Raw genomic sequence first — 22,979 nt, forward strand, 5'->3', positions numbered from 1 at the left:
GCCCGACACCGTCGGCCTGCCAACTCCGGCCAAGAGTAGAACTTATTCTCTCTACGATCAACACCGGTATCGCTGGATATGTGCTGTTCGACGCCGCTGAACTACGAGACATCGCCCGACAAACAGATACATGTTCTAGTTTCATTGGCGCGACTGCCGGGGACTCGGACCGCGGCAGGCCAGGCGATTCACCTTCGGACCACAGTTAGAACTCGTTCTACACGGCTACGCAGGACACCGCCCTCGTCCCCTACCAACGGTCGGCGAAGCGAACGGATGCGCGTCGACGAGGTGGCGGCCTGCCCACCGCGACCGGCTACCAGCGCACCAGGCCGCAACGGTACGCGGGCGCGGCAGGCGGGCCCCACGAAGGCCACGCGGGAACGCGAAACTGCCCGCCAGATGAATCGAGAACACGTTCAGCCACGCCGGAGCGCGGCGGTCGTCACCCCTTGCCGCCGATGCCGAGCCTGGCCGCGTGCCGCTCGAGGAAGGCCTCCACCTCGGGCTTCGGCCTGTCCGGCAAACCCCAGATGGCTTCGGTGACGCCCGCCCGCTCCCAATCGGCGAGCAACTGCGGGGTCGGCTTCGTGGTGGCGAGCACCTCGATCCGAGGCTGCCCCGCCCTACCGGCCTTCGCCCATGCCTGGCGCAGCGCGTCGGCCTTACCGGTGATGTCCGACTCGATCGGCGTGGTCATCCAGCCGTCGGCGTTCGCCGCGATCCAGGCGAAGGTTTTCGGTCCCGCTCCCGCACCGATCACCACCGGGATGTGCCGCTGCACCGGCTTGGGGTAGGCCCACGATGCGGCGAAGCTGACGAACTGGCCCTCGTAGGCGGCCTCCTCCTGGGTCCACAGCGCCCGCATCGCCTCGAGGTACTCACGCAGCACGGTGCGCCGCTTCGCGGGGGGCACGCCGTGGTCGGTGAGTTCGTCGGTGTTCCACCCGAACCCCGCACCAAGCGTCACCCTGCCGCCGGAAAGCAGGTCGAGTGTGGCGATGGTCTTGGCCAGCGTGATCGGATCGGACTCCACGGGCAGCGCCACCGCCGTGGCGAGCCGGATGCGGGAGGTCATCGTCGCAGCTGTCGCCAGGCTGACCCACGGATCGAGCGTGCGCAGGTAACGGTCGTCGGGCAGGCTGCCGTCGCCGGTGCCGGGGTGTGCGGCCTGCCGCTTGACCGGTATGTGGCTGTGTTCGGGGACGTAGAAGGTGTCGAACCCGGCTCGCTCGGCGGCGGCCGCCGCATCGGCGGGAGTGATGCCGCGATCGCTTGTGAACAGCACGATGCCGTGACGCATGGGCTCGTCCTTTCTCGCCCGCCAAGCCGGTTGGCTACCGGCGAGGCTCGAGGATGACGACGGGGATCTCGCGGTCGGTCCACGCCTGGTAGGTGTCGAAGTCGGCATAGAGTTCGACCAGCTTCGGCCACAGCGCCGCACGTTCTTGCTGCTGCGCCACGCGCGCGCGTACCGGCAGCACCTCCTTGCCGATCTGGACGGTGGTGTCCGGGTCGTGGCGAAGGTTGAAGTACCACTGTGGATGGTTGGCCAGCCCGCCCTGCGAGGCGACCACGACGATGTTGTCGCCGTCGCGCAGGTAGAGCAGCGGAGCGGTGAAACTCCTGCCGCTCTTTCGGCCACGGTGGTGCAGCAGCAGCGTGCGCACCGGCTTGCGCAACGCGGACCCGATCCGCCAGTTGATGCCTATCGCGCCTGAAGTCCTGCGGTAGACCCACGCGTGTGCCCGCGAGACGTACTTGATGATCCGGCCGACCACCGGCGAGTCCAGTTGCGACGGCCGCCGTTTCGCCTTGCTCACGGGCGTTGCCCTCCTGTTCGCGTCATCGAGGTCACGGGCGTGATGGGAAGTGAACGGCGGGGCTGGAAGACGAAGGCGGCGCCGGTGCTGACCCTGGTCACCGCGACCTCGTCGAACTCCTTCGCAGGCTCGTCGCGGCGGTGCACCCGCGCGGACCAGTCAGCTGCCTCGCCTTCCACCCGCACGTCGAGGTGTGGATCGACCGCGCGCACGATCGCCTGCAGCGCGGCGATGTGGCCGGGGCCGCACAGAGTGATCCACGAGCCGTCGGCATGCGCGGGCGATCGGCGCAGGCGAACCATGTCCCCGCTCACCTCCGCATCGACGTAGGCGGCCGGGTTGAGCAGCGGGTGCAGTTCCAGGGTTCGAAGCGCGCCCTCGATGCCGCCGGGCAGGCCCAGCGCGGTGTGAATCCGCTCCGCCGCGATACCGGCGATGCCCACCAACTGCTTGGTGCACAGCGTGCTCGACTGCTCGGCGTCGACGCGATCGCGCACCGCGTCGCGAAAGCCGAGGTGGAGCAGGTGCATCTGCAGGCACACCTCGTCGGCCATGCGCGCTAGCGCCGACCTGGAGAAGGCGCCGAAGTCGAGGTCGGCCAGCAGCGGCCCGGAGTAGTCGGCCATCCCCTCGTCGCCGGGGTCGATCGGCGCAAGCTCCAGCGTCGCGGCCTTCGACCGGCGCAACCGCGTGCAGCCCGTCGACTCCGAGACCGGTGGATGGGACTCGTCGATCACGACGGTCCACGCGCAGTGCGGCTGCCGATCCGGCGGGGTGCGCGGCGGGCGGTGGATCGGCCGCACCTGCGCCCTCGGATTGGTCGCCACGGCCGTGGCGTCGAAGGTGGGGTCCTCGATGTCGTGGCACATCGCCCGCACGTAGTCCTCGCCGAGCGGCTCCACGTCCATCAGCGCGCCGCAGTGGTCGAGGTGGAACTCGCCGTGCCTGCGGTCGTGGACGGTGTAGCGAAAGTCCATGAACTGCGGTGGCGCACCGATGTCGAGCTGCAACCCTTTGAAGATCGTGATGACGTCGTCGCCCTCGTAACCGAGCGCCCGCTGCATCCTGCGGGTGTAGATGGGACTGGCCGCCATCCACTCCTCGATGGCGATCGCGGCCATCTCGTCACGGCCGAGAGCCGAGATGCACCAGGCCATGGCCGAGCGGTCGATGAGCTGGCCCGCCAGCAACAACTCGGGAACCAACGTGGCCAGCTGTGCCCGCTCCAGCGTCCGGTACCTGCTTTCCATTCCGAGCCACCGCCTGATTCGCCGCGCGAGCCAACAGGGACAGACAGTAGCCAAGCGGGTAATCTCTCAGCAAGGCCTCTATGAGAATTGGAGTCGGCGGAGGCATGACGCACAGCGCGAAAGGCACTCGCCTCAACCGCAAGGGAATCCAGACCAGGCAGGCGCTACTCGCCTCGGCGGTGCGCAGGCTGGCGGCGGGGGGACCGGAGGCGGCCAGCGCCAACCGGATCGCCAGGGACGCAGGCGTCACGTGGGGCACCGTTCAGCACCAGTTCGGCGATGTCGACGGGCTGTGGGCCGCCGTGCTACACCACATCTGTGACACGGCAGGCCCGATCGTCGCCGTACCCGGCAACGCCTCGTCGGTGCACCAGCGCGTCGCGGGCATCGTGGAACAACTGTGGCGGGCGCTGGACTCACCGGGCGCACTGGCCATCCAGAACCTGCGGCAGGCGCTACCCCGGCAGCGGGAGCGGCTCGAGGCCGACTACCCGCTCACCGCGGCAGCGATCTTGGCGTGGGACACCGGCTGGACCGAGGCCTACGAGAAGGCATTCCAGGGCCTTGAGGTCGACCGCGACAGGCTGCGCCGCGTCCGCGCTCTGCTGCCCGGCGCGATGCGCGGCCTGCACAGCGAGGCCGGGCTGAGCACCTACATCGACCTGGAAGAAGCCAAGCAGGGCCTCGTGGAAGCGCTCACCGCGTACCTGAGCTGAGTGCCTGCCGAGCCAGGGTCACTGGCCGAACAGGGCAGGCAGCGTGCCCTCCCACGCCGTTCGAAGCTCCTCCAGCGGCAGCGTCGCCACGTCCTGGATCTCCAGCGCGCCCGACTCGGGGTCGACCACACCGGTCTTTCGCCACGGCAACCCGCGTGCGGTGCACATCTCGGTGAACCGCAACTCCTCCGTGCGCGGCACGGCCACCAGTACCCGGCCCGCCGACTCGGAGAAGAGCTGAACGAACGGGTCGGCATCCGGGTCGAGCACGACGCGAGCGCCACACTGGCCGATGAGTGCCATCTCCACGACGGCCTGCGCGAACCCGCCGTCGGCGAGGTCGTGGGCCGCCGAGATCATCCCGTCGCGCGAGCCCGCCACCAGCACCTCGGCCAGCAGGCGCTCGCGTTCCAGGTCCACGGCGGGCGGGAGCCCACCGAGGTGACCGTGGATGACGTGCGCCCATGCCGAGCCGCCGAACTCGTCGCGGGTCTCGCCGAGCAGCAGCAGGCTCTCACCCGCCTCCGCGCCGATACCGGTTGGGATGCGGCGCCGCACGTCGTCGAGCACACCGAGCACGCCCACCACCGGGGTCGGTTGGATGGCCTGCTCGCCGGTCTGGTTGTAGAAGCTGACGTTGCCGCCGGTGACCGGCACCTCCAGCGTGGCGCAGCCGTCGGCGAGGCCGTGCACGGCGCGCTCGAACTGCCACATCACACCCGGGTCCTCGGGGGAGCCGAAGTTGAGGCAGTTGGTGACGGCGATCGGCATCGCGCCACTGGTGGCGACGTTGCGGTAGGCCTCGGCCAGCGCCAACTGCGTGCCGGCGTACGGGTCGAGGTAGACGAAGCGGCTGTTGCAGTCGGTAGCGACCGCCACACCACGTCCGGTGGACTCGTCGATGCGGAGCACGCCGGAGTCGGACGGCTGCGCGAGCACCGTGTTGCCGCGCACGTAGCGGTCGTACTGCTGGGTTACCCACTCCTTGGAGGCCAGGTTCGGCGAGGAAACCAACCGCAGCAACGTGTCCCTCAGCTCGTCCGGTGTGGACGGACGAGGCAGCGAGTCGGGGGTGTCGGCCTGCAACGCGTCCTGGTACGCGGGTCGCGCATAGGGCCGGTCGTAGACGGGCCCCTCGAGGGCCACGGTCCTCGGCGGCACGTCAACGACCCGCTCGCCGTGCCAGTCGATGACCAGATGATCACCATCGGTGACCTCGCCGATCTCGGTGGCGAGCACGTCCCACTTGCGGCACACCGCCATGAACTCGGCCACGTCCTGCGGCCGCACCACAGCGCACATGCGTTCCTGCGATTCGCTGGCGAGCACCTCGGCGGGGGTCATGCCCAGTGCCCGCAACGGGACCCGGTCGAGATCGACGTGCATGCCGCCGTCACCGGCGGCCGCCAGTTCGGAGGTCGCGCACGCCAGCCCCGCGCCACCGAGGTCCTGGATACCGAGCACCAGTTCGCGGTTGTACAGCTCGAGGCAGCACTCGATGAGCACCTTCTCGGTGAACGGGTCACCGACCTGCACGCTCGGCAGCTTCTTACGGCCACCCTCGGCCTCGTCCCCGGAGAAGGTCTCGCTGGCCAGTACCGAAACCCCGCCGATACCGTCGAGCCCGGTCCGCGCACCGAACAGGATGATCTTGTTGCCCTTACCGGAGGCATGCGCCAGGTGCAGGTCATCGGCCTTCATCGCACCCACGCACATGGCGTTCACCAGCGGGTTGCCCGCGTAGCTTGCGTCGAAGACCACCTCGCCACCGATGTTGGGCAGGCCGAGGCAGTTGCCGTACCCGGCGATGCCCGCCACCACACCCGGCAGCACCCTGCGGGTGTCGGGGGCGTCGGCGGGGCCGAACCGCAGCGGGTCGGCGACGGCCAGCGGGCGCGCGCCCATCGCGAGGATGTCGCGGACGATGCCGCCGACGCCGGTCGCGGCGCCCTGGTACGGCTCGACGTATGAGGGATGGTTGTGGCTTTCGACCTTGAACGTCACCGCCCAGCCGTCCCCGATGTCCACCACACCGGCGTTCTCGCCGATCCCGGCGAGCATCTTGGCCTTCATCGCCTGCGTCGTGGTCTGTCCGAAGTAGGCGAGGTGCTTCTTGGACGACTTGTAGGAGCAGTGCTCGCTCCACATCACCGCGTACATGGCCAACTCGGCCTCGGTGGGCCTGCGGCCGAGGATGTCCCTGATGCGGGCGTACTCGTCCTCGGCGAGACCCAGCTCGGCGAAGGGTTGGTCGAGGTCAGCGGTGCGCTCCGCGTTCGCTGTGGTGTCGACGGGGTGGATGTCGGCGGGGGGTTCGGCGTGAGGTGCTGCCACGACATCCAGGTTAGCCGGGCCGGACTCGATCACCCCCGCCGCCGGTCGGTTGTACAGCGCTCGCACGGGCCGGTTTCGCGGTTCTCGGCCGGGCGAGCGGCCCGGTGGTGTCCATTCTCACGGCCGGGGTGGCCGCGCCCGCCCGGGCGGCAGAACCGGGCCGCGCCCGCAGCGTCGACGGCGCGGCCGTCGGCTCAGGCCGCTTCGGAAAGCAGTTCGTCGAGCTTGTCGTAGCCCTCGTTCACCCCGGTGTCCATGCCGCTGGCCAGGATGCCGTCGCGGGTCTGGAAATCCTCGACGACGCTGTACACCCGCAGCCGCGTCCGGCCGCCGTCCAGCCCCTCGAAGGTCAGCGTCTCCAGTGCGACCCCGTCCGGCGCGCCCTCGTAGGTGAAGGTCCACACGATGCGCTCGTTCGGGCGGACCTCGTGGAAGCTGCCGTAGAACGCGGCGATCTCCTCGCCGTCGCGATCGTTGGCGAACGCCCACTCGCCGCCGGTGCGGGCGTCCCATCTGGTGATCCTGGTGGTCACCGAGTGCGGTCCGACCCACCGCGCGTACAGGTCAGGGTCCACGTGGGCGCGAAAAACCTGCTCGGGGGCCGCGTCGAACTCCCGGATGATCTCGATGGTCGGCGCGTTGCTGTCCGCCAGGATCTGGGTCTGGTGCTTTGTCGTGGTCATGATGCGTCCTCCAGGTCCGTCCGTGGGCTGTCGTCGTCAGCCATCCGGTCCAGCAGGGCGTCGAGACGCCGGTAGCGCTGCTCGGCCTGCTGGCGATAGCGCTCGATCCACTTGGTCATCAGGTCGAACACCTCCGCGTCCAGGTGCACGGGCCGACGCTGCGCGTCCTTGCTCCGCCGCACCAGCCCGGCCTCCTCGAGCACCTTCACGTGCTTGGAGATCGCCTGCAGGCTCATGTTGTGCGGCTGCGCCAACTCGCCGACGGTCGCGTCCGCGGCGGCCAGCCTGGCCACCAGGGCACGCCGCGTCGGGTCGGCCAGTGCCGCGAACACCCGATTCAACTGCTCCGTGCTCTCGTCCACCCTTACTTCCTCAACTAATCGGTTGAATAAGTTGAGCGTAGAGTACAGCCGGCCACGTAGTCAACCGATTGGTTGAGGAACTTGAGGTTCGAGCGGCATCCGGCTTCGGGCGCGATCGAACCGGCAGGCCACCGGTTGACGGCGGAGGTGTTCGGTCGCGGCCGGAGGTTCGAAGCTCTCCTGCGGCGTCAGGCCGAGGTGGTCGCGAGCGGGGTCAACGCGTCGACGGCCGAGTAGAACATCCCGAGGCCGTCGTCCGAGGGGCCCGTCAGCGCGTCGATGGCGTGCTCCGGGTGCGGCATCAGCCCGACGATCCTGCCGTCCGCGCTGCTGACACCCGCGATGTCGTTGCGCGAGCCGTTGGGGTTTTCCCCGACGTAGCGGAAGACGACCCTGCCGTCACCCTCCAACCGGTCCAGCGTGTCCTGGTCGGCGACGTAGCCGCCCTCACCCGACTTCAGCGGGATCAGCACCTCCGCACCCTGCTCGTAGCGGGTGGTCCAGGTGGTGCTGTTGTTCTCCACCCGCAGCCACTGGTCCTTGCACACGAAGTGGAGCTTGTCGTTGCGCACCAGCGCGCCCGGCAACAGGCCCGCCTCACACAGGATCTGGAAGCCGTTGCAGATGCCCAGCACGGGGAGTCCGCCTCGGGCGGCGTCGATCACCGAACTCATCACGGGGGCGAACCTGGCGATGGCACCGCAGCGCAGGTAGTCGCCGTAGGAGAAGCCACCGGGCACGATCACCGCGTCCACGCCCTTGAGGTCCGCGTCGCCGTGCCACAGCGGCACGGCCTCGGCACCCGAGCGGGCGGCGGCACGGGCGGCGTCGACATCGTCGAGCGTGCCGGGAAAGGTGATGACTCCGATACGGGCGCTCACCGCTCGATCCTCCGGACCGTCCACTCCTCGATCACCGGGTTCGCGAGAAAACCCTCCGCGATCTTGGCAAGCGTTTCGTCGTCGACGGAGTCGTCGACCTCCAACTCGAAATGCTTGCCTTGCCGGACCTCGGTGACCCCGTTGAAACCCAGCCTCGGCAGCGCACCGGCAACAGCCTGGCCTTGCGGGTCGAGGATCTCGGGCTTGGGCATGACGTCGACGACTACTCGGGCCACGACTGGCTGCTCCTAGATTTTCGCAGGTCGATGCCCTATCAGCGTAACCCAAGGGGCCGAGAGGCCCCCGACACCCCTCGGCCCCATCAGACCCGACTTCACCGGGTCCCTACACACCAAGGACGGCCAACTGTTCCCGCACGTTGCCTGCGGGGGCCGGATTCGCCGGTTCGGCTCAGCGCCAGTGACCCTGCGCGACCGACGGCGACGGGCGGTATCCCCGCATGGCCCTGCCTACCGGCGGCAGCACTACCGCCACGAGTGGTACTGCCCACAGCAACAAAGCCACGATCGGCAGCGTGACGAAATCCCCCGCCTCGTTCGAGAGCAGATAGATGATCGCGTAGACGTAGTAACCCACCATGAGCCCGGCGATCACGGCGAGTATCCAGCGCGCGAAGCCGAGCCTGCAGGCGAGCAGGACGAGCAAGGCCGCGACCGTCGACGCCACAGACAGAGTCACCGAGATCGCGAAGTCGATGTTGCCGGTGATGTCGTCGGCGAGGACGAAGCCGATGGTAGACACCGCGATGTCGATGACGTCGGCGTCGGCACTGGTTACGCCGTCCCACGACACGAATGCGGCGATGTAGGAGTAGATCACCGCGGGCAGGAAGAACACCGTGGCGATGTAGGCCATCGCCTTGCTCTGCCGCTGCGGCGGGCCGTAACCGGGCGGCACGGGATAGCCGGGCTGCGGGTGCTGCTGCGGATACCCGGGTTGCTGACCGTAGGGCGCGGCCTGACCGTACGGCTGCTGCTGCTGGTAGGGCTGCTGGTACCACCCGGGATTCGGCTGGTTCATGGTTCCCCCTTGTGCCGCGGACGACCCCGCCACGCGCGCGGGCGCTGGGCTCGTTCATAGCACGCGGTGCACCCGCGCGGCAGCGGTTCTCGACGAAACGCCGCCGCTCGCGGGTGGGTGTCCACAACCGGACGCCTCGCCGGGCGCCCCCGCGGTCAGGGCCTGCCGTGCAGCCGCTTGATCAGCTTGCTCACCAGGGCCTCGGTGCGGGCGGTGCGCGCGAAGGTGGTCAGTACGAGCGGGGTGGTGAACCGTTGCCGCGCGATCGCCTTCGGGCGGGCGAACTCGCGCAGCCCTTCCGGCCCGTGGATGCGGCCGAAACCGGAGTCGCCGATGCCGCCGAACGGCAGCGACGCGATACCGGCGAAGGACAGCGGGGCGTTGATGGCCGTCTGGCCGGTCCGCAGCCTGCGCGCCAACTCCATGCCACGCCGCTTGGAGAACACCGTCGAACCAAGGCCGTAACTTGAGTCGTTGGCCTTCTCGATCGCCTCGTCCATGTCGGCCACCTTGGCGATGGTGATCGTGGGGCCGAACGTCTCCTCACGCACGGCCTGCGAGTCCTCCGGGACGTCCACCAGCACGGTCGGCTGCACGTAGCGATCACCGACGGCGTCCTTGCCGCCGACCAGTGCCCGCCCGCCCTTGGCGAGCGCGTCGGCGATGTGCCTGCGCACGACGTCCAACTGCGCGGGCATGGTCATCGGGCCGTAGTCGCTGCCGGGGCTGACCTGCTTGGCACGCTGGACGACCTTGGAGACGAAGGTGTCGTACACCTGCTGGTGCACGTAGACGCGTTCCACACCGACGCAGGTCTGCCCGGCGTTGGAGAAGGCGCCCCAGACGGCGGCCTCCGCGGCAGCGTCGAGGTCGGCGTCGGAGTCAACGAGCAGCGGGTCCTTGCCGCCGGCTTCGATGATCACGGGAGTGAGCCGCTCGGCGGCGGTCGCCATGATCTTCTTGCCCGTCGCGGCCGAGCCGGTGAACGCGATCTTGTCGATGTCGGCCCGCGTGAGCGCGGCACCGGTGGCGCCGAAGCCGGTGATCAGTTGCAGCACGGGGTACTCGGGCACGACCTCGGCGAAGGCGTCCACAAGCCACTTGCCGACCCCTGGGGTGTACTCGCTGGGCTTGAACACCACGGCGTTGCCCGCGGCCAGCGCGTAGCTGACCGAACCGAGCGGTGTGAACACCGGGTAGTTCCACGGCCCGATCACACCGACCACCCCGAGCGGGTGGTACTCGACCGTGGCGGCCTGGTTGGAAAGCAGCAGACCGGGGGAGCGTCGTTGCGGACCGAGCACCTTGCGGGCGTTGCGGGCAGCCCATGCGATGTGCTCGATGGCGAGCACGATCTCCAGTTGGGCATCGCCGAACGGCTTACCGGTTTCCTCGCTGACCACCTGGCACAGCGACTCCATGCGTCGTGCGACGACACTCTTCCACTGGCGCAGCCGGTCGGCGCGGCCCGCGAAACCGAGTGAGTTCCACCAGGCGGCAGCGGCGCGGGCGCGCTCGACGGCTTCGGTGACATCCTGGTCTGTGTGCACCGGGTAGGTGCCGACCACCTCGTCCGTCGCCGGGTTGAGGGAGTCGAACGTCTCGACGGCGCGTGCGGTGCTGGTCATCTCGACAGCCTACGACGAGTGCACGTTACTGGCAATGCGTCAACAAGGAGTGGGTCACCGTGCAGCTAACCCATTACGGACACTCCTGTCTGCTTCTGGACACCGGGGACGCCCGCATCCTGCTCGACCCCGGCGCGTTCTCCTCGGGATTCGAGTCGGTGCGCGACCTGACCGCCGTGCTCATCACCCATCAGCACTACGACCACATCGACACCGAGCGCCTGCCCGCCCTGCTCGAGGCCAACCCGGGCGCCAGGCTGATCGTCGATCCCGGCACGGTGCAACTCGCGGAGAAGCTCGGGCTGAACGCCGTCACGGCACGGTCCGGGGACGCCTTCGAACTCGACGGCACCCAGGTCACCGTCGTCGGTGGCCAACACGCCAGAATCCACGCCGACATCCCGGTCGTGCCCAACGTCGGCTATGTGTTCGACCACGGCGCCTTCTACCACCCCGGCGACGCCTTCTTCGTGCCGGAGCAGCACGTGGCCGTGCTCGCGCTGCCCACAGCCGCGCCCTGGCTGAAAGCAGGCGAGGCAGTGGACTTCCTGCGTGCCGTCGCACCAAGGCTCGCCGTTCCGGTCCACGAGGCCGTGCTGTCCCGGCCGCAGATGCACTACGGCCTGTTCACCAACCTCGCGGGCGAGGGCACCGAGGTCAGGGTGCTGCCCCGCGGCGAGCAGGTCGAGGTGTGAGCAGGCCGGACGTAGGTGGCCGCGACCGCCCCACACTCCAGTGCCGTGTCGACGGCGTCGAGCAGGGTTGCCCACCGCGCGGGCCTGCCCAGATCGGCTCCCCGCACGCCGATACGCAGCAACTCGCCTCGCCTCGCCAGCCGCCCGGCAGCGAGCACGAAAGCGTTGCGGCGAGCGGCCTCGCCCGCACCACCGCGACCGCCGAAGCCGTGCAGCCTCGCTCTGCGAATGCGATTCCCACGCAGGTCGTGCACGGCCGAGCCGTCGGAGTAGACCGCGAACCCGTGCAGCCGCAACGCGTTCAGCGTGCCTGCAGAAACGCGCCTGCCCGGCGCGGCGAAGGCGTTCGTGCGCAGGCCGGTGTCCTCAAGCGCCGCGGTCGCCGCGATGAGCCTCAGCCGCGCCTCGTGCGTGGGCAGATCGGCGAACTCGTCGCGCACCCGCCGGTCGTAGCCGTGCAGCAGCACCGCGTCACCTTGCGCGACCCGTTCGCGCACCCAGTCCGACACCGACCCAGACCCTTCCTCGGCGTTCGGTGTCACCAGCAGCGACAACGGCACGCCACGCTCGGCCAGCGCGGTCGCCAGGTCCACACACCCGTCCAGCGTCCGTGCCGCGATACCGCTCAGCGACACCAGCAGTGATGCTGCCACGCTTGACGATTAGGCACGGCCGCGGTGGCCACCCGAGAAAGCGCGGGTGAGCCCTGGGTGAAGACCAGCGGTAACCTCAGCGACCCGCGATCTCGTTCGGCACCGAACCGTCCTCGCCGACCATGGCGTTCATCCGCTTCTCCGCGCGCATCGAGCGCACCGCCGCGACGAAAGCCGTCGCGATCAGCAACGTGAGACCGGCGTACACCACGACGACGGCGGGCCCGGAGAAGCCGAGCACTCCGAGCAACAGCCAGCCGTTGGTGAGGATGATCAATCCACCCGCCGCCGTGCCGAGCAGTCGCGGCGGCATCCGGTGCACCAGCCACGCCGCGATGGGTGCCGCGAGCACACCGCCGACCAGCAGACCGAGCACGACGACGAAGTTCATCCCGTGCAGCGAAAGCGCCGCCAGGAAGGCCAGACTCGCCGCGACCGTCACCACGAATTCCGCCGCGCCGACCGAACCCACCACCATGCGCGGCGCCAACCGCCCGCTCGACAGCAGCGTCGTGGTGGCGACCGGTCCCCAGCCACCACCTCCCGTCGCGTCGATGAACCCCGCGACGAAACCGAGCGGGGCAAGGAACCGCGCGCCCGGCCGCTTGTTCGTGATCAGCTTGCCCAGCCGAAGGAAGGCGAACCTGACCAGCACGTAGAGCCCCAGCGCGAACAGGATCACGCTGATCCATCCGGTCGCGAAGTCTCCGGAGAAGGAGGCAAGCAGGAAGGCACCCACCACGGCACCGACCGCGCCCGGCACGGCGAGGATTCCCACCGTCCGCCAGTCGACGTTGCGAAACCTCCAGTGCGAGACCCCGGACGCCAGCGACGTGCCGACCTGCGCGAAGTGAGCCGAGGCCGACGCGAGCGCGGGAGCGGTGCCGAAGGCCACGAGCATGGTCGTGGACGTCATCCCGTAACCCATGCCCAGCACGCCCGCCACGAACTGGGCGAGAAACCCGGCCAAACCGAACAGCAGGAGCGCCCCCATGCCGTGCGCCCTACAGGATCGGCCGAGGCTGGTACGCCGCGGCGTCGGGGTAGCGCTTCAGGATCTCCTCGACCCTGCCGACGACCGCGTCGACTTGTGTGCGTGCCGTTCCCGTGAACGAGAGCCGGTCGGCGAGCAGTTCCGCCAACTCGGCCCGCTCCAGCGGGATTCGATCGTCGGCCGCCAGGCGATCGAGCAGATCGTTGTCGGCCTGCCCTCGCTCGCGCATCGCCAACGCGACCGCCACGGCGTGTTCCTTGATCGCCTCGTGGGCGGTCTCCCTACCCACCCCGCCGCGAACGGCCGCCATGAGCACCCGCGTGGTCGCCAGAAACGGCAGGTAGCGGGCCAACTCGGCCTCGACGACGGCCGGGAACGCACCGAACTCGCCCAGCACGGTCAGGAACGTCTCCAGCAGGCCGTCGATGGCGAAGAACGCGTCCGGCAGCGCGACCCTGCGCACCACCGAGTCGGACACGTCGCCCTCGTTCCACTGATCGCCCGCGAGCTCTCCCACCATGGCGAGGTGGCCGCGCAGCACAACGGCAAGGCCGTTGACCCGCTCGCAGGAGCGGGTGTTCATCTTGTGCGGCATCGCCGACGAACCGACCTGCCCCGGCTGGAATCCCTCGGTGACCAGCTCGTGGCCCGCCATGAGCCGGATGGTGGTGGCCAGATTGGACGGGGCGGCCGCCAGCTGCGCCAGTGCCGACACCACCTCGAAGTCCAGCGACCGGGGGTAGATCTGGCCGACGCTGGTCAGTACCCGCTCGAAGCCGAGGTGGGCGGCAACGCGCCGCTCCAGCTCGGCCAGCACGGCGGGGTCACCGCCGAGCAGGTCGAGCATGTCCTGTGCCGTGCCGACCGGCCCCTTGACACCGCGCAACGGGTAGCGGGCGAGCAACCCCTCCAGCCGCTCGAAGGCGACCAGCAGCTCGTCGGCCACGGTCGCGAACCGCTTGCCGAGGGTGGTGGCCTGAGCGGCGACGTTGTGCGAGCGGCCTGCCAGCACCAGGTCGGCGTGTTCGGTAGCGAGCGCGCCGAGCCTGGCCAGCACCGCCACCACCCGGTCGCGCACCAGCTCCAGCGAGCGGCGCACCTGCAACTGCTCGACGTTCTCGGTGAGGTCGCGCGAGGTCATGCCCTTGTGGATGTGCTCGTGCCCGGCGAGCGCGTTGAACTCCTCGATGCGCGCCTTCACGTCGTGGCGCGTCACCCGCTCCCGTTCGGCGACGGAGCCGAGGTCGACGCGGTCGAGCACGCGCTCGTAGTCGGCGAGCACCCGCTCGGGCACGGCCACGCCCAGTTCGGCCTGCGCACGCAGCACGGCGAGCCACAACTGCCGCTCCAGCCTGACCTTGTGCTCCGGTGACCACAGCGCCACCAGCTCGGGCGAGGCGTAGCGGCCCGCGAGGACGTTCGGTATCCGAGGCTTATCGGTCACGCTCGTCAGGCTATCCGGCCTGCCTGGTCACATTCGCGCCACCGGGGTGGTCACAACTCGATACTCAATCGCTGAGCGCATCGCGCAGCATCCGGGCGGCGACCGCCCTCGGGTCGGGGTCCACCTCGATGAGGGCGTTGACCACGGCACCGTCCACCAAGGCGATGAGCTGTTCCAGCCGCCGCGCGTCCACCTCGACACCTGACCTGACAAAGCTCTCGGTCAACAGTTCCCGCAGTTCGGCGGCCAGCGTGCGCATCAGCGGACGCAGGTATGGCCTGCGGCCGGTACCCACCAGCCGCTCGTACCGCAGCAGCACCGCGTCGTAGTCGGGGTCGGCGCCGAGCAACTGGTCCAGCACCAGCTCCACCAGGGTGTCCACGCCACGTTGCTCGACGCTCAGCCCGGCGAGCCGCTCCCGACCGCGGGCGAGTTCGGAGCGGCCGTAGTGCTCCATGGCTGCGTACACCAGGTCGTCGAGCGAGTCGAAGTAGTAGGTGGTCGAGGCCAGCGGAAGGCCCGCGCGATCGGCTACCGCGCGGTGCCGGATCGCGTCGAAACCGCCCTCCACAAGCAGCTGTGCCGCGGCGGCGACAAGCGCGGCCCGCCGCCGCTCGCCCTTCGGCGTGCTCGCTGCTGACGTCATGGCCGGCTAGTCTGCCAGCCCGGCCAGCCCCTCACCGGTTGGCTCCCGCCGCGGCCGGCGGTTCAGAACCGGGTGGCCAGCGCGGCGGCGACGCGTTCCAGCCGGTCGGCGAACGGCGCCGCGGTCGATTCCGGTGCCGGGTTGCTGACCACGAGCAACGTGCCACCGTGCAGCGTTTCGCGCTCGGCGATCGCCGTGCCCTGCGGCTGCTGCGGCAGCTGCGGCGCCACCCCCGGTGCCACCAGCACCACTGAGACCGTCCCCCCCACGACGCGGTAGGCCGCGGCGCGGGAACCGGCGGGACACACGGGGCTCGCCGAAGCCTGCTCGGCAGCGCCGACCGGGAGCTCGCCCGCGAGGGCAGCGGCGAGCTCCCGGTCGGCCTGTTCGCACCGTCCGGTGCTGTCGGCCCGAGGGCCGTCCTCCCCTGCCTCGCCGCCCTGCTTCGGCGAGACACCGGGGAAGCCTTCGATGCTGGGGGGACGTACCCGGCCATCACCCGGTTGCCCCTGTTCCGGCGCGAGCGCGGGGGTGACAGTCCCGGTTTCCGAGCCGCCGCCGAGGAGCACACCCAAGCCGCCGCCGACCCCGGCGACCAGCACGACGGCGGCGGCCACTCCCGCGACGGCCGTGCGCCGCCTGGCTGCCGTCCTGCGCGAGGCGGTGACCACGTCCTGCGCGGTGAAGGTCGGTTCGGGCGGCTCGCCCGGCGCCTCGCGGAACAGTTGCCGCAGCTCACCCTCGTCCACGCGTGTCCACCTCCTCTCCGAGCGCCTCGCGCAGGTTCGCCAGCCCCCGCGCGGTCTGGCTCTTCACGTTTCCCTCGCTGCACCCGAGAACCCGGGCGACCCCGCCGACGTCGAGTCCCTCGAAGTACCGCAGCACGAGCACCGCCCGCTGCCTGGACGGAACCTTCCGCAGACCCGCGAGCAGGTCCTCACGGGTCGCGACGCGGTCGGCCAGCGCACCGTCCACATCCGGTGGTTCGGGAAGCTCCTCGGCCTGCCGCTCCCTGCGCCAGGGACGGCGCGACTCGTCGATCGCCGCCCGTACCAGCGTTTTGCGCAGGTAGGCGTCGGTCGCCGCCCGGTCGCGGATCTTGCGCCACCGCCGGTGCAGCGCGACGAACGCCGTCTGCGCGAGATCGTCGGCGCGGTGCCAATCGCCACAGAGCATGTACGCGGTCCGGCGCACGGAGTCCCGCTTAGCAGCGAAGTACTCCGCGAACTCCTGCTCGTCGCGGTGGTCCACGCGATGGTCTCCGGTCGGTTGTGTTGTCTGGTTCAAGGACGGAGCGACCCCGCCCAAAGGTTGCACGAGTCCACAACACGGCGCCTGCCCGGTGCCTGTTGTGAGATCAACTAACCGTGTGATGTGATCGAGCTGTGACCTTGGGAACGCTTCCGCCCATCGACCTCCGTTCGGACACCATCACGCGGCCCGATGACGCGATGCGTGCGGCGATGGCGCGGGCGGAGGTCGGCGACAACGTCATCGACACCGACCCCACCATCCGCGAGTTGGAGGAACGCGCCGCGGACGTGCTCGCGACAGCCTCGGCACTGTGGACGCCCAGCGGCACGATGGCCAACCTCATCGCGCTCAGCGTGCACCTGCGCCGAGGCGACCGCTTCCTCGCCACACGCGGCGCTCACGTGTTGACGAACGAACTGGGCTCGGCCGCCTGGCTCGCGGGCGGGATGCCCGAGCCGCTCGAACACGACGCGGGACCGGGCAGACCCACACCCGCGGCGGTGCGGGCGGCCGCGGGCACCAGATCGGGCCCCTACTACGTGCTCAGGACAACGCTGCTGTGCCTGGAGAACACCCACAACGCCGCGGGCGGCGCCATCACACCGCCGGACGAGCACGCGCAACTGGTTGCGGCGGCCAGGGACGTGGGACTGAACGTGCACCTCGACGGTGCACGGCTGTGGAACGCGGCGGCCGCGCTCGGGCTACCGCCCGCCGCACTCACCGTCGGCGTTGACACCGTGTCGGCCTGTTTCAGCAAGGGACTCGGCGCCCCCGTGGGTTCGGTCGTGGCGGGCAGCGCCGAGTTCGTGGACGAAGCAAGGCGCGTGCGGCAGATGCTCGGTGGCGGGGTCAGGCAGGGCGGCGTGCTCGCCGCCGCCTGTCTCGTGGCGCTCGACCGTGTCGGTGAGCTCGCCGAGGACCACGAGAAGGCCACCGCACTGGCCACCGGACTCGCCGAACTCGGCTGGAGCGTCGGCGAGCCGCAGACCAACATCGTGCTGGCCGCCGTGCCCGACGTGCGGCTCACGCTCGAATCACTGCGCGAACGCGGCGTGCTCGCACTGCCGATGGCGGGCAAGGTCCGGTTCGTGCTGCACCGGGACGTGACGGCAGCAGACGTGGACGAGGTACTGCGGCGGATCAAGGAGGGCGACCGGTGACCGGTCGATGGGTCGTCTTCGACTACGGGGAGGTGCTGTGCTCGCGCACAACGGCGTTGCCGGTGCTGGCGCGGCGGCTGAACGTGTCGGAGGAGGATTTCCGGCGCGCGTACTGGGCCCACCGTGACGCCTACGACCGGGGCGCCTCCGACACCGACTACTGGCAGGCGGTCGGCGACACCGTCGGTGTGGACGTCGACGAGCCGACGGTCATGGAACTGACGCGCATCGACATCCAGGGCTGGTCGAGAGTCGAACCGAGCAGTGTGCGGCTGCTGCGGACACTTTCTGCGGCGGGCTCGCCGCTGGCCCTGCTGTCGAACGCGCCCGCATCGTTCGCCCGGTTCGCCGGACGCCAACCGTGGGCACAGCACTTCCGGGTTCGGTTGTTCTCGGGCGAGTTGAGGATGGCCAAACCCGACGCCGAGATCTTCGAGTTGTTGCTGTCCCGGCTGGACTGCGACCCCGGCGAGTGCGTGTTCCTCGACGATCGCGAAGCCAACGTGGCGGCAGCCCGCGCGGCCGGGCTGCGCGCCCACATCTGGCAGGGCGCCGAAGCGGCGCACGCGCTGCTGTAGCGTCGCGGCCTGCTCAGACCAGTCCCAGCAGCACCGCGTTGGCAACCGCGAGCACCCCAAGTGCGGCGGGCGGCGCGGCCAGAGCCGGGGGATCACCTGCCCTCACGTGCCTTGCCACGGTCGCGACCAGTAGGAACACCAGCCCGATCGAAGCGGCCAAACCGGCGGGGCGCACCCACAGGCCCGCGATCAGACCTGCCGCGGCCGCGAGTTCGAGCGCGCCGATCGCCCTGCTCACGCCTGCCGAAAGACCGAGGTGCTCGGAGTAGGCCCGCATCGGCTTCGCCCCGGCCAGCCGGGCGCCGCCCGCGCCAACGAACGCGATCGTCAGCAGCAGCGAGAGCACCCCGACGACGATCGACATGCTCGCCGGTCGATCAGGAACGGATCTGCTTGTTCTTGCCGCCACCCTTGATAGCGCCGTACGCCGCCGTGCCGAGGAACGCGGCCCCCGCGATCAACGCGATCCAGAACACCGCCTCCACGAGAAAGCCGATGACGGAACCGATCACCATGAACGCGACCCACGCCAGGAGCAGACCCCCGACAATCTTCCAGAACATGTGCTTCCTCCGCTGCTGTCGCGTGTAACCCTTCGCTGACTCCAGCGTGGCACGGGTTGGGCGCGGCTGGCGCCATACCAGGTCAACGTTCAGGGAGAACTCGGGGTTCCCCCTGAACAGGTCACAGCCAGCCGCCCAACCTGCGAACCCCCTCGGCCACCTCGGCCTGCGACCCCGCGAAGGAGAACCGCACGAAACGTCCACCGTTCACCGGATCGAAGTCGATTCCCGGTGTAATGGCCACTCCGGTGTCGGCGAGCAGCCGCTGGCACCAGCTGAGGCTGTCGTCGGTGTGTGCCGAAACGTCGACATAGGCGTAGAACGCGCCGTCCACCGGCGCCACCCGGTCCAGGCCGATCCCGGCCAGCCCGCTGAGCAACACGTCGCGGTTGCCCCGGTAGCGGGCGACGTTGCCGTCGAGTTCTGCGTAGGACTCCTGCGTGAACGCCGCGATCGCAGCGTGCTGGGCGAGCGCGGGAGGGCAGATGTTGAAGTTGCCGGTGAGCACATCCACCGCACGGTGCAGCCGCTGCGGCACGAGCATCCAGCCGAGCCGCCAGCCGGTCATCGCGAAGTACTTGGAGAACGAGCCGAGCACGATCGCCTCGTTCGAAGTCTGCCACGCGCAGCCGACCTCGGACTCGTAGGAGATGCCGTGGTAGATCTCGTCGCTGATCAGCTGCACACCGCGCGCCGAGCACCAGCCCGCGATGGCGGCCAGCTCACCGGGTGGCAGTACCGTGCCGGTCGGGTTGCTCGGGCTTGCCACCACGAGGCCCTTGATGTCACCGAGTTCGTCGAGCAGTTCGGTGGTGGGCTGGAACCGCGTGTCCTCGCCGACCGCGAACTCGACCACCTCGCAACCGAGCGCCGACAGCAGGTTGCGGTAGGCCGGGTAGCCGGGCCGGGCCATCGCCACCCGATCTCCCACGTCGAACGCGGCCAGGAACGCCAGCAGGAAACCGCCGGAGGAGCCGGTGGTGACGATGACGTCGGCCTCACTCACCTCCAGCGAGTAGGACCGTTCGTAGTGCCCGGCGATCGCCTCGCGCAACCGGGGGATTCCCAACTGGACGGTGTAGCCGAGGTCGCCCTCGCGCAACGCCCGCTGCGCGGCCTCGATGACCGGGGACGGAGCCCCCGCCGTTGGCTGCCCCGCACACAACGAGACGACGTCTCCGTGACTGCGCTGCCGCGCCTGCGCGGCTGAGAGCACCTCCATGACGTGGAACGGAGCGACGTCGCTGCGGTGGGAAGGGCCAGGGAACGGGGCGAACTCGACCATGCCGCCACCTTAGGTGCTCCCATCGGCAGCAGGGCCGGTCAGTAGCCCTGGTAGCCGCCGCCCGCCGCCATCGACTTCAACCCGGGGTGTCCCTCGAAACCACCGTAGCGGTCGAAGGTGTAGCGCACGCCCGCGACGATGTTGTCGACGGGGTTCCAGATGTCGCCGTGTCCGGGCAGCTTGTAGGCGTCGAAGGTCGGGTCGATGCACTGCATCAGCCCCTTGGAGGGGGTTCCCTTCGCCGCGTTGGAGTCCCAGTCGTTGAGCGCGTGCGGGTTCCCGCCCGACTCCTTCTCGATGATCGTCCAGATCTCGTCGATGTTGTCCTCGGTGACCGGGATGCCGTTGGCACGCAGGATCTCGATCGCCTCGCGGATCCACTGCTCGACGTTGCCCGGCGGAGGCCCGCTCGAAGGGGGACCGCCGCTGGGACCGAGCCCGGCGAGCCCGCCGCCGGAGCCGGAACCGCCACCGGAACCGCCACCGCCGCCCGCGCCGCCACCCGATGTGGACTCCAGCGGTGAGTCGGCGGAACCGGGAGGTGAGACGGTGGAGAAGCCGCCGGACACCTGGGTCTTCATCAGCTCCTGCGCCCGCCTGATCGCCTCGCCCGACTGGCCCAGCAGGTCCTCGATGCGGCGTGCGGCCTGGCTCGCCGTGGTGCTGTTGGCCTCGCCCGCGGCGCGGATGATCTCCTCCGCCGTCGGTGAAGGCGGTGCGTCGCGATCGCCCTCGCGATAGGCGCGCAGCTGCGCCTCGGCGGCGTCGGCCCGCCGCTGCGCCTCGTTGTTGCGGTCGTCGATGCCGCGCCTCGCGTCGTGCTTGATGCTCTCGATCTGGCGTTTGGTATTCGCCAGCGTCTCCTGCAGCGAGGTCAGCTCCACGGCGACCTCGTCCAGTTTGTCCCTGACCTTGTTCCCCGCGTTGGCCACCTTGGCGACGTAGTCGAAGAACGCCTCGGCAGCGGGGCCTTCCCATACGCCGCCGTCCCGAAGCGGCGCCGCCGCGCCGGTAAGTGCCGCCGTGTGGTCCCCCGTGTTCCTCGACGCCTCGTCGAACTGCCGCGCGACCTCCTGGATCCGGCCGGGGTCCACTTTGTCCACCCTGGCGGCGGCACGCTCCACATCGGCCCACTCGGCCGGTATTCCCGCACCGGTCATCACATGTCCCGAAGGGTCAGGTTTTCGGCGGCGACGGTGTCGGTTTCGGTCATGGCACGCACCGCGTCGCGCACCGCCGCGCCCGCCGCCGATGCCAGGGAGGCCGCAGCCTCGAACTCCGCCCGCATTCCCGTGGTGAACGAGTGAAGTGTCGCCGACACCTGCTCAGGGTTGTCGGCGTCCTCCACGTCACCGAACGGGCTTTCCCCCTCCACACCCCGCATGGCCGCCTTCGACCTGCGGAAGTCCTCGGCGACGCGATCGATCCGGCCCGCCGTGATGTTCATCGACTCGGCGTCGTACACCGGCACCGTCTGATCCTCCCCTTCGCACCACTTCGGCTGGCGCCGATACGACGTCCACTCCACCCCGGTGGTTCCTTGCTCCCGGTGGGCATGTTCAGACCTCGTCGAGCAGTTCCCTTACGCGCTCGGCGAGCAGCACGTTGTCCGACGGCGTCACCGTCGCCCAGTTCCTGCCGTCTTCACCCGGCCGAACCTGGAACAGGTACCGCCCGGCGTCGGTGTCGTGGAACGCGATCACCCTGCCCGCACGCCTGGTGCGGCCGTCCCTGCCGAGCCGCTGCGCACCGAACTGGCCCCTGGTGAGGGTGTTCAGCAGCATTCCCGCCAGTTCCTGCGCCTCCCACAGCGCGACGCCACGATCCTCGAGGGCTGTGACCAGTGCCTTCGCGTCACCTTTGGCCTCGGCATCGGCCTCGACCAGCACGTCGTGCGGCACGCTCACCGAGCGGCCGATACCGGGCGCCAACTCACCCGCCACGGACACCGCCGCCTCCGCGAGCCCGCCGTCACGCACCGGAATGAGCCACACCTCGCCGCCGTCGACAACCCCGAGCAGGGCTTGGCGACCCGAGCCCGCCGCGAGTCCGCAGATCTGCCTTTCGACCCACACCCAGACGTCGACGGCGACCTTCGGGTTGGCGAGCAGACCGAGCATGTCGGCCAGTTCCACCGACGGTTCGCGACCACGCGCCAGCCCGCGCCCCGCGAGCGACTCCCACGCCTGCTCAACCAGCCGTGCGCGTTCGGCGTGCGTGACCCCAGGGCTGGCAACGTCGAGCGCCACGTGCCGCCGCGGCAACCGCTGTGCCTGCCACAACACGTCGAACTCCAGGGCCGACAGCACGACGTTGCCACCCGCCGGTGTGCTCACAGGCGCCCGTCCGCGTCGTCGTCGCCGATCAGGTCGGGCGCCACCATGCGCTCGTCGCCGAACAGGTCGCTGTCGTCCACGCCGTACCGCCGAACCTGCGCGTCGCCTGCCTGCCCCTGCGCCGCACCCGCCCGTTCCAGGAAACCCGTCGTGCGCTCGCCCTGATCGGGGTTGAGCCGTTCGGCATGGCGCTGCGCCCTGGACTCCTCCTCAGGGAGGTCACCGATCGCGAGCTGGTGCGGCGAGCGTGCCGCGCCTGGCGCGCTGCGCCCGACACCACGTCCCCTGCGCTCGCCCTCCCCGCTCAGCGCCCCCGCCACACCACCGGCGCCGATCGCGGCGGCCCCCGCGCCGATGTCGTTCGCCGACACACCGGGCCGTGGGGCCGAACCCGCCGTCGTGGCACCACTCAACCCACCCTGCTGCAGACCGGGCGGTTGTGGTGCCGCGCCGAACGACTTTCCCTTGGGTAGCGGCTCCTGCTGCTGTTCACCCGGTGATCCGGCGCCGGGAGCACCCGGCTTGCCGACGATCCCCGCCGCGGGCGGGATCGCGCCCGGCGCAGCGCCAACGCGCCCCGGCTGCTGCCCGGCACCGGAAAGACCCGCGCCGAGTTGCCCGCCTGCGCGTTCCGGGGGACGCTCGCGCCC

The 22,979-nt window shown here is 69.8% G+C and carries 26 protein-coding genes and 1 pseudogene; 4 read left to right on the plus strand and 23 right to left on the minus strand.

The features are described 5' to 3' along the window. Nucleotides 1–445: 445 nt before the first annotated feature. From SACMADRAFT_RS27260 to SACMADRAFT_RS27270, 3 genes are read right to left on the minus strand one after another with little or no spacing between them, the layout of a single operon-like run. Entirely contained in the window at nucleotides 446–1,303 is an 858-nt protein-coding gene (locus tag SACMADRAFT_RS27260; protein ID WP_009157059.1) for an LLM class F420-dependent oxidoreductase, read from the minus strand. A gap of 34 nt (nucleotides 1,304–1,337) precedes the next feature. Beyond that, nucleotides 1,338–1,823, minus strand: coding sequence for a nitroreductase family deazaflavin-dependent oxidoreductase (locus SACMADRAFT_RS27265; RefSeq protein WP_009157060.1), 486 nt, complete (start codon nucleotides 1,821–1,823; stop codon nucleotides 1,338–1,340). After that, entirely contained in the window at nucleotides 1,820–3,073 is a 1,254-nt protein-coding gene (locus SACMADRAFT_RS27270; protein WP_009157061.1) for a hypothetical protein, read from the minus strand. The genes SACMADRAFT_RS27265 and SACMADRAFT_RS27270 overlap by 4 nt, the downstream gene beginning before the upstream one ends. A 104-nt stretch (nucleotides 3,074–3,177) precedes the next feature. On the opposite strand from SACMADRAFT_RS27270, the gene SACMADRAFT_RS27275 reads away from it, so the two are divergent. Then, nucleotides 3,178–3,789 carry a TetR/AcrR family transcriptional regulator gene (locus SACMADRAFT_RS27275; protein WP_009157062.1) on the plus strand — a complete coding sequence of 204 codons (612 nt, stop codon included), beginning with the start codon at nucleotides 3,178–3,180 and terminating at the stop codon, nucleotides 3,787–3,789. Between the two features lie 18 nt (nucleotides 3,790–3,807). Here the strand turns inward: SACMADRAFT_RS27275 and purL are convergent, their stop codons facing one another. The 7 genes from purL to SACMADRAFT_RS27310 form a co-directional block, all read right to left on the minus strand. Then, nucleotides 3,808–6,123, minus strand: a complete 2,316-nt coding sequence (gene purL, locus SACMADRAFT_RS27280; protein ID WP_408640343.1) for a phosphoribosylformylglycinamidine synthase subunit PurL — start codon at nucleotides 6,121–6,123, stop codon at nucleotides 3,808–3,810. Between the two features lie 194 nt (nucleotides 6,124–6,317). Further along, nucleotides 6,318–6,806, minus strand: a complete 489-nt coding sequence (locus SACMADRAFT_RS27285) for an SRPBCC family protein (RefSeq protein WP_009157064.1) — start codon at nucleotides 6,804–6,806, stop codon at nucleotides 6,318–6,320. Beyond that, nucleotides 6,803–7,168, minus strand: coding sequence for an ArsR/SmtB family transcription factor (locus SACMADRAFT_RS27290; RefSeq protein WP_009157065.1), 366 nt, complete (start codon nucleotides 7,166–7,168; stop codon nucleotides 6,803–6,805). The genes SACMADRAFT_RS27285 and SACMADRAFT_RS27290 overlap by 4 nt, the downstream gene beginning before the upstream one ends. 188 nt (nucleotides 7,169–7,356) lie before the next feature. Beyond that, nucleotides 7,357–8,049, minus strand: a complete 693-nt coding sequence (gene purQ / locus SACMADRAFT_RS27295) for a phosphoribosylformylglycinamidine synthase subunit PurQ (RefSeq protein WP_009157066.1) — start codon at nucleotides 8,047–8,049, stop codon at nucleotides 7,357–7,359. Then, complete coding sequence (gene purS / locus SACMADRAFT_RS27300; RefSeq protein WP_009157067.1) at nucleotides 8,046–8,285, minus strand: phosphoribosylformylglycinamidine synthase subunit PurS; 240 nt, start codon at nucleotides 8,283–8,285, stop codon at nucleotides 8,046–8,048. Before purS ends, purQ begins: the two co-directional genes overlap by 4 nt. A 175-nt stretch (nucleotides 8,286–8,460) precedes the next feature. Continuing rightward, nucleotides 8,461–9,090, minus strand: coding sequence for a hypothetical protein (locus tag SACMADRAFT_RS27305; protein WP_009157068.1), 630 nt, complete (start codon nucleotides 9,088–9,090; stop codon nucleotides 8,461–8,463). Between the two features lie 155 nt (nucleotides 9,091–9,245). After that, a complete protein-coding gene (locus SACMADRAFT_RS27310; RefSeq protein WP_009157069.1) occupies nucleotides 9,246–10,718 on the minus strand; it encodes an aldehyde dehydrogenase family protein in 1,473 nt (490 codons plus the stop codon). Between the two features lie 59 nt (nucleotides 10,719–10,777). Between SACMADRAFT_RS27310 and SACMADRAFT_RS27315 the strand changes: the two genes are divergently transcribed. Beyond that, on the plus strand, nucleotides 10,778–11,413 hold the full coding sequence (locus SACMADRAFT_RS27315; RefSeq protein ID WP_009157070.1) for an MBL fold metallo-hydrolase: 636 nt from the start codon (nucleotides 10,778–10,780) through the stop codon (nucleotides 11,411–11,413). On the opposite strand, the gene SACMADRAFT_RS27320 is transcribed toward SACMADRAFT_RS27315, so the two are convergent. The 6 genes from SACMADRAFT_RS27320 to SACMADRAFT_RS27345 all read right to left on the minus strand — a co-directional run bounded on the left by SACMADRAFT_RS27320 (nucleotide 11,335) and on the right by SACMADRAFT_RS27345 (nucleotide 16,401). Further along, entirely contained in the window at nucleotides 11,335–12,066 is a 732-nt protein-coding gene (locus SACMADRAFT_RS27320) for a DUF2334 domain-containing protein (protein ID WP_009157071.1), read from the minus strand. The genes SACMADRAFT_RS27315 and SACMADRAFT_RS27320 overlap by 79 nt on opposite strands. A 76-nt stretch (nucleotides 12,067–12,142) precedes the next feature. Next, nucleotides 12,143–13,060 (minus strand): sulfite exporter TauE/SafE family protein, encoded by a 918-nt coding sequence (locus SACMADRAFT_RS27325; protein ID WP_009157072.1) that lies wholly within the window; start codon nucleotides 13,058–13,060, stop codon nucleotides 12,143–12,145. A 10-nt stretch (nucleotides 13,061–13,070) separates the two neighbouring features. Next, entirely contained in the window at nucleotides 13,071–14,504 is a 1,434-nt protein-coding gene (purB, locus tag SACMADRAFT_RS27330) for an adenylosuccinate lyase (protein WP_009157073.1), read from the minus strand. A 64-nt stretch (nucleotides 14,505–14,568) separates the two neighbouring features. After that, nucleotides 14,569–15,150: a TetR/AcrR family transcriptional regulator gene (locus SACMADRAFT_RS27335; protein WP_009157074.1), complete on the minus strand. Its 582-nt coding sequence runs from the start codon at nucleotides 15,148–15,150 to the stop codon at nucleotides 14,569–14,571. A 62-nt stretch (nucleotides 15,151–15,212) separates the two neighbouring features. Then, nucleotides 15,213–15,899: a hypothetical protein gene (locus tag SACMADRAFT_RS27340; protein ID WP_009157075.1), complete on the minus strand. Its 687-nt coding sequence runs from the start codon at nucleotides 15,897–15,899 to the stop codon at nucleotides 15,213–15,215. Then, nucleotides 15,886–16,401: a SigE family RNA polymerase sigma factor gene (locus tag SACMADRAFT_RS27345; protein ID WP_009157076.1), complete on the minus strand. Its 516-nt coding sequence runs from the start codon at nucleotides 16,399–16,401 to the stop codon at nucleotides 15,886–15,888. Before SACMADRAFT_RS27345 ends, SACMADRAFT_RS27340 begins: the two co-directional genes overlap by 14 nt. A 200-nt stretch (nucleotides 16,402–16,601) precedes the next feature. Here SACMADRAFT_RS27345 and SACMADRAFT_RS27350 point away from each other — a divergent pair, with 200 nt between their 5' ends. Beyond that, entirely contained in the window at nucleotides 16,602–17,567 is a 966-nt protein-coding gene (locus SACMADRAFT_RS27350) for a threonine aldolase family protein (RefSeq protein WP_157617518.1), read from the plus strand. Further along, on the plus strand, nucleotides 17,564–18,145 hold the full coding sequence (locus tag SACMADRAFT_RS27355; protein WP_009157078.1) for an HAD-IA family hydrolase: 582 nt from the start codon (nucleotides 17,564–17,566) through the stop codon (nucleotides 18,143–18,145). Before SACMADRAFT_RS27350 ends, SACMADRAFT_RS27355 begins: the two co-directional genes overlap by 4 nt. A 13-nt stretch (nucleotides 18,146–18,158) precedes the next feature. On the opposite strand, the gene SACMADRAFT_RS27360 is transcribed toward SACMADRAFT_RS27355, so the two are convergent. From SACMADRAFT_RS27360 to SACMADRAFT_RS30625, 7 genes and pseudogenes are all read right to left on the minus strand, one after another. Beyond that, entirely contained in the window at nucleotides 18,159–18,509 is a 351-nt protein-coding gene (locus SACMADRAFT_RS27360; RefSeq protein WP_009157079.1) for a DoxX family protein, read from the minus strand. A 13-nt stretch (nucleotides 18,510–18,522) separates the two neighbouring features. Next, nucleotides 18,523–18,708, minus strand: coding sequence for a hypothetical protein (locus SACMADRAFT_RS27365; RefSeq protein ID WP_009157080.1), 186 nt, complete (start codon nucleotides 18,706–18,708; stop codon nucleotides 18,523–18,525). A gap of 121 nt (nucleotides 18,709–18,829) precedes the next feature. After that, nucleotides 18,830–19,993 carry a pyridoxal phosphate-dependent aminotransferase gene (locus SACMADRAFT_RS27370; protein ID WP_009157081.1) on the minus strand — a complete coding sequence of 388 codons (1,164 nt, stop codon included), beginning with the start codon at nucleotides 19,991–19,993 and terminating at the stop codon, nucleotides 18,830–18,832. A gap of 38 nt (nucleotides 19,994–20,031) precedes the next feature. After that, nucleotides 20,032–21,153 (minus strand): WXG100 family type VII secretion target, encoded by a 1,122-nt coding sequence (locus SACMADRAFT_RS27375; RefSeq protein WP_009157082.1) that lies wholly within the window; start codon nucleotides 21,151–21,153, stop codon nucleotides 20,032–20,034. Next, nucleotides 21,153–21,464, minus strand: coding sequence for a hypothetical protein (locus SACMADRAFT_RS27380; protein WP_009157083.1), 312 nt, complete (start codon nucleotides 21,462–21,464; stop codon nucleotides 21,153–21,155). The genes SACMADRAFT_RS27375 and SACMADRAFT_RS27380 overlap by 1 nt, the downstream gene beginning before the upstream one ends. A gap of 88 nt (nucleotides 21,465–21,552) precedes the next feature. Beyond that, complete coding sequence (locus SACMADRAFT_RS27385) at nucleotides 21,553–22,329, minus strand: ESX secretion-associated protein EspG (RefSeq protein WP_009157084.1); 777 nt, start codon at nucleotides 22,327–22,329, stop codon at nucleotides 21,553–21,555. Next, a pseudogene (locus SACMADRAFT_RS30625) lies at nucleotides 22,326–22,979 on the minus strand (PPE domain-containing protein); the annotation flags it as partial. The gene SACMADRAFT_RS27385 and the pseudogene SACMADRAFT_RS30625, both read right to left, overlap by 4 nt.

It is taken from the genome of Saccharomonospora marina XMU15, from assembly GCF_000244955.1.
In the GTDB taxonomy this organism is placed as follows: Bacteria; Actinomycetota; Actinomycetes; order Mycobacteriales; family Pseudonocardiaceae; genus Saccharomonospora_A; species Saccharomonospora_A marina.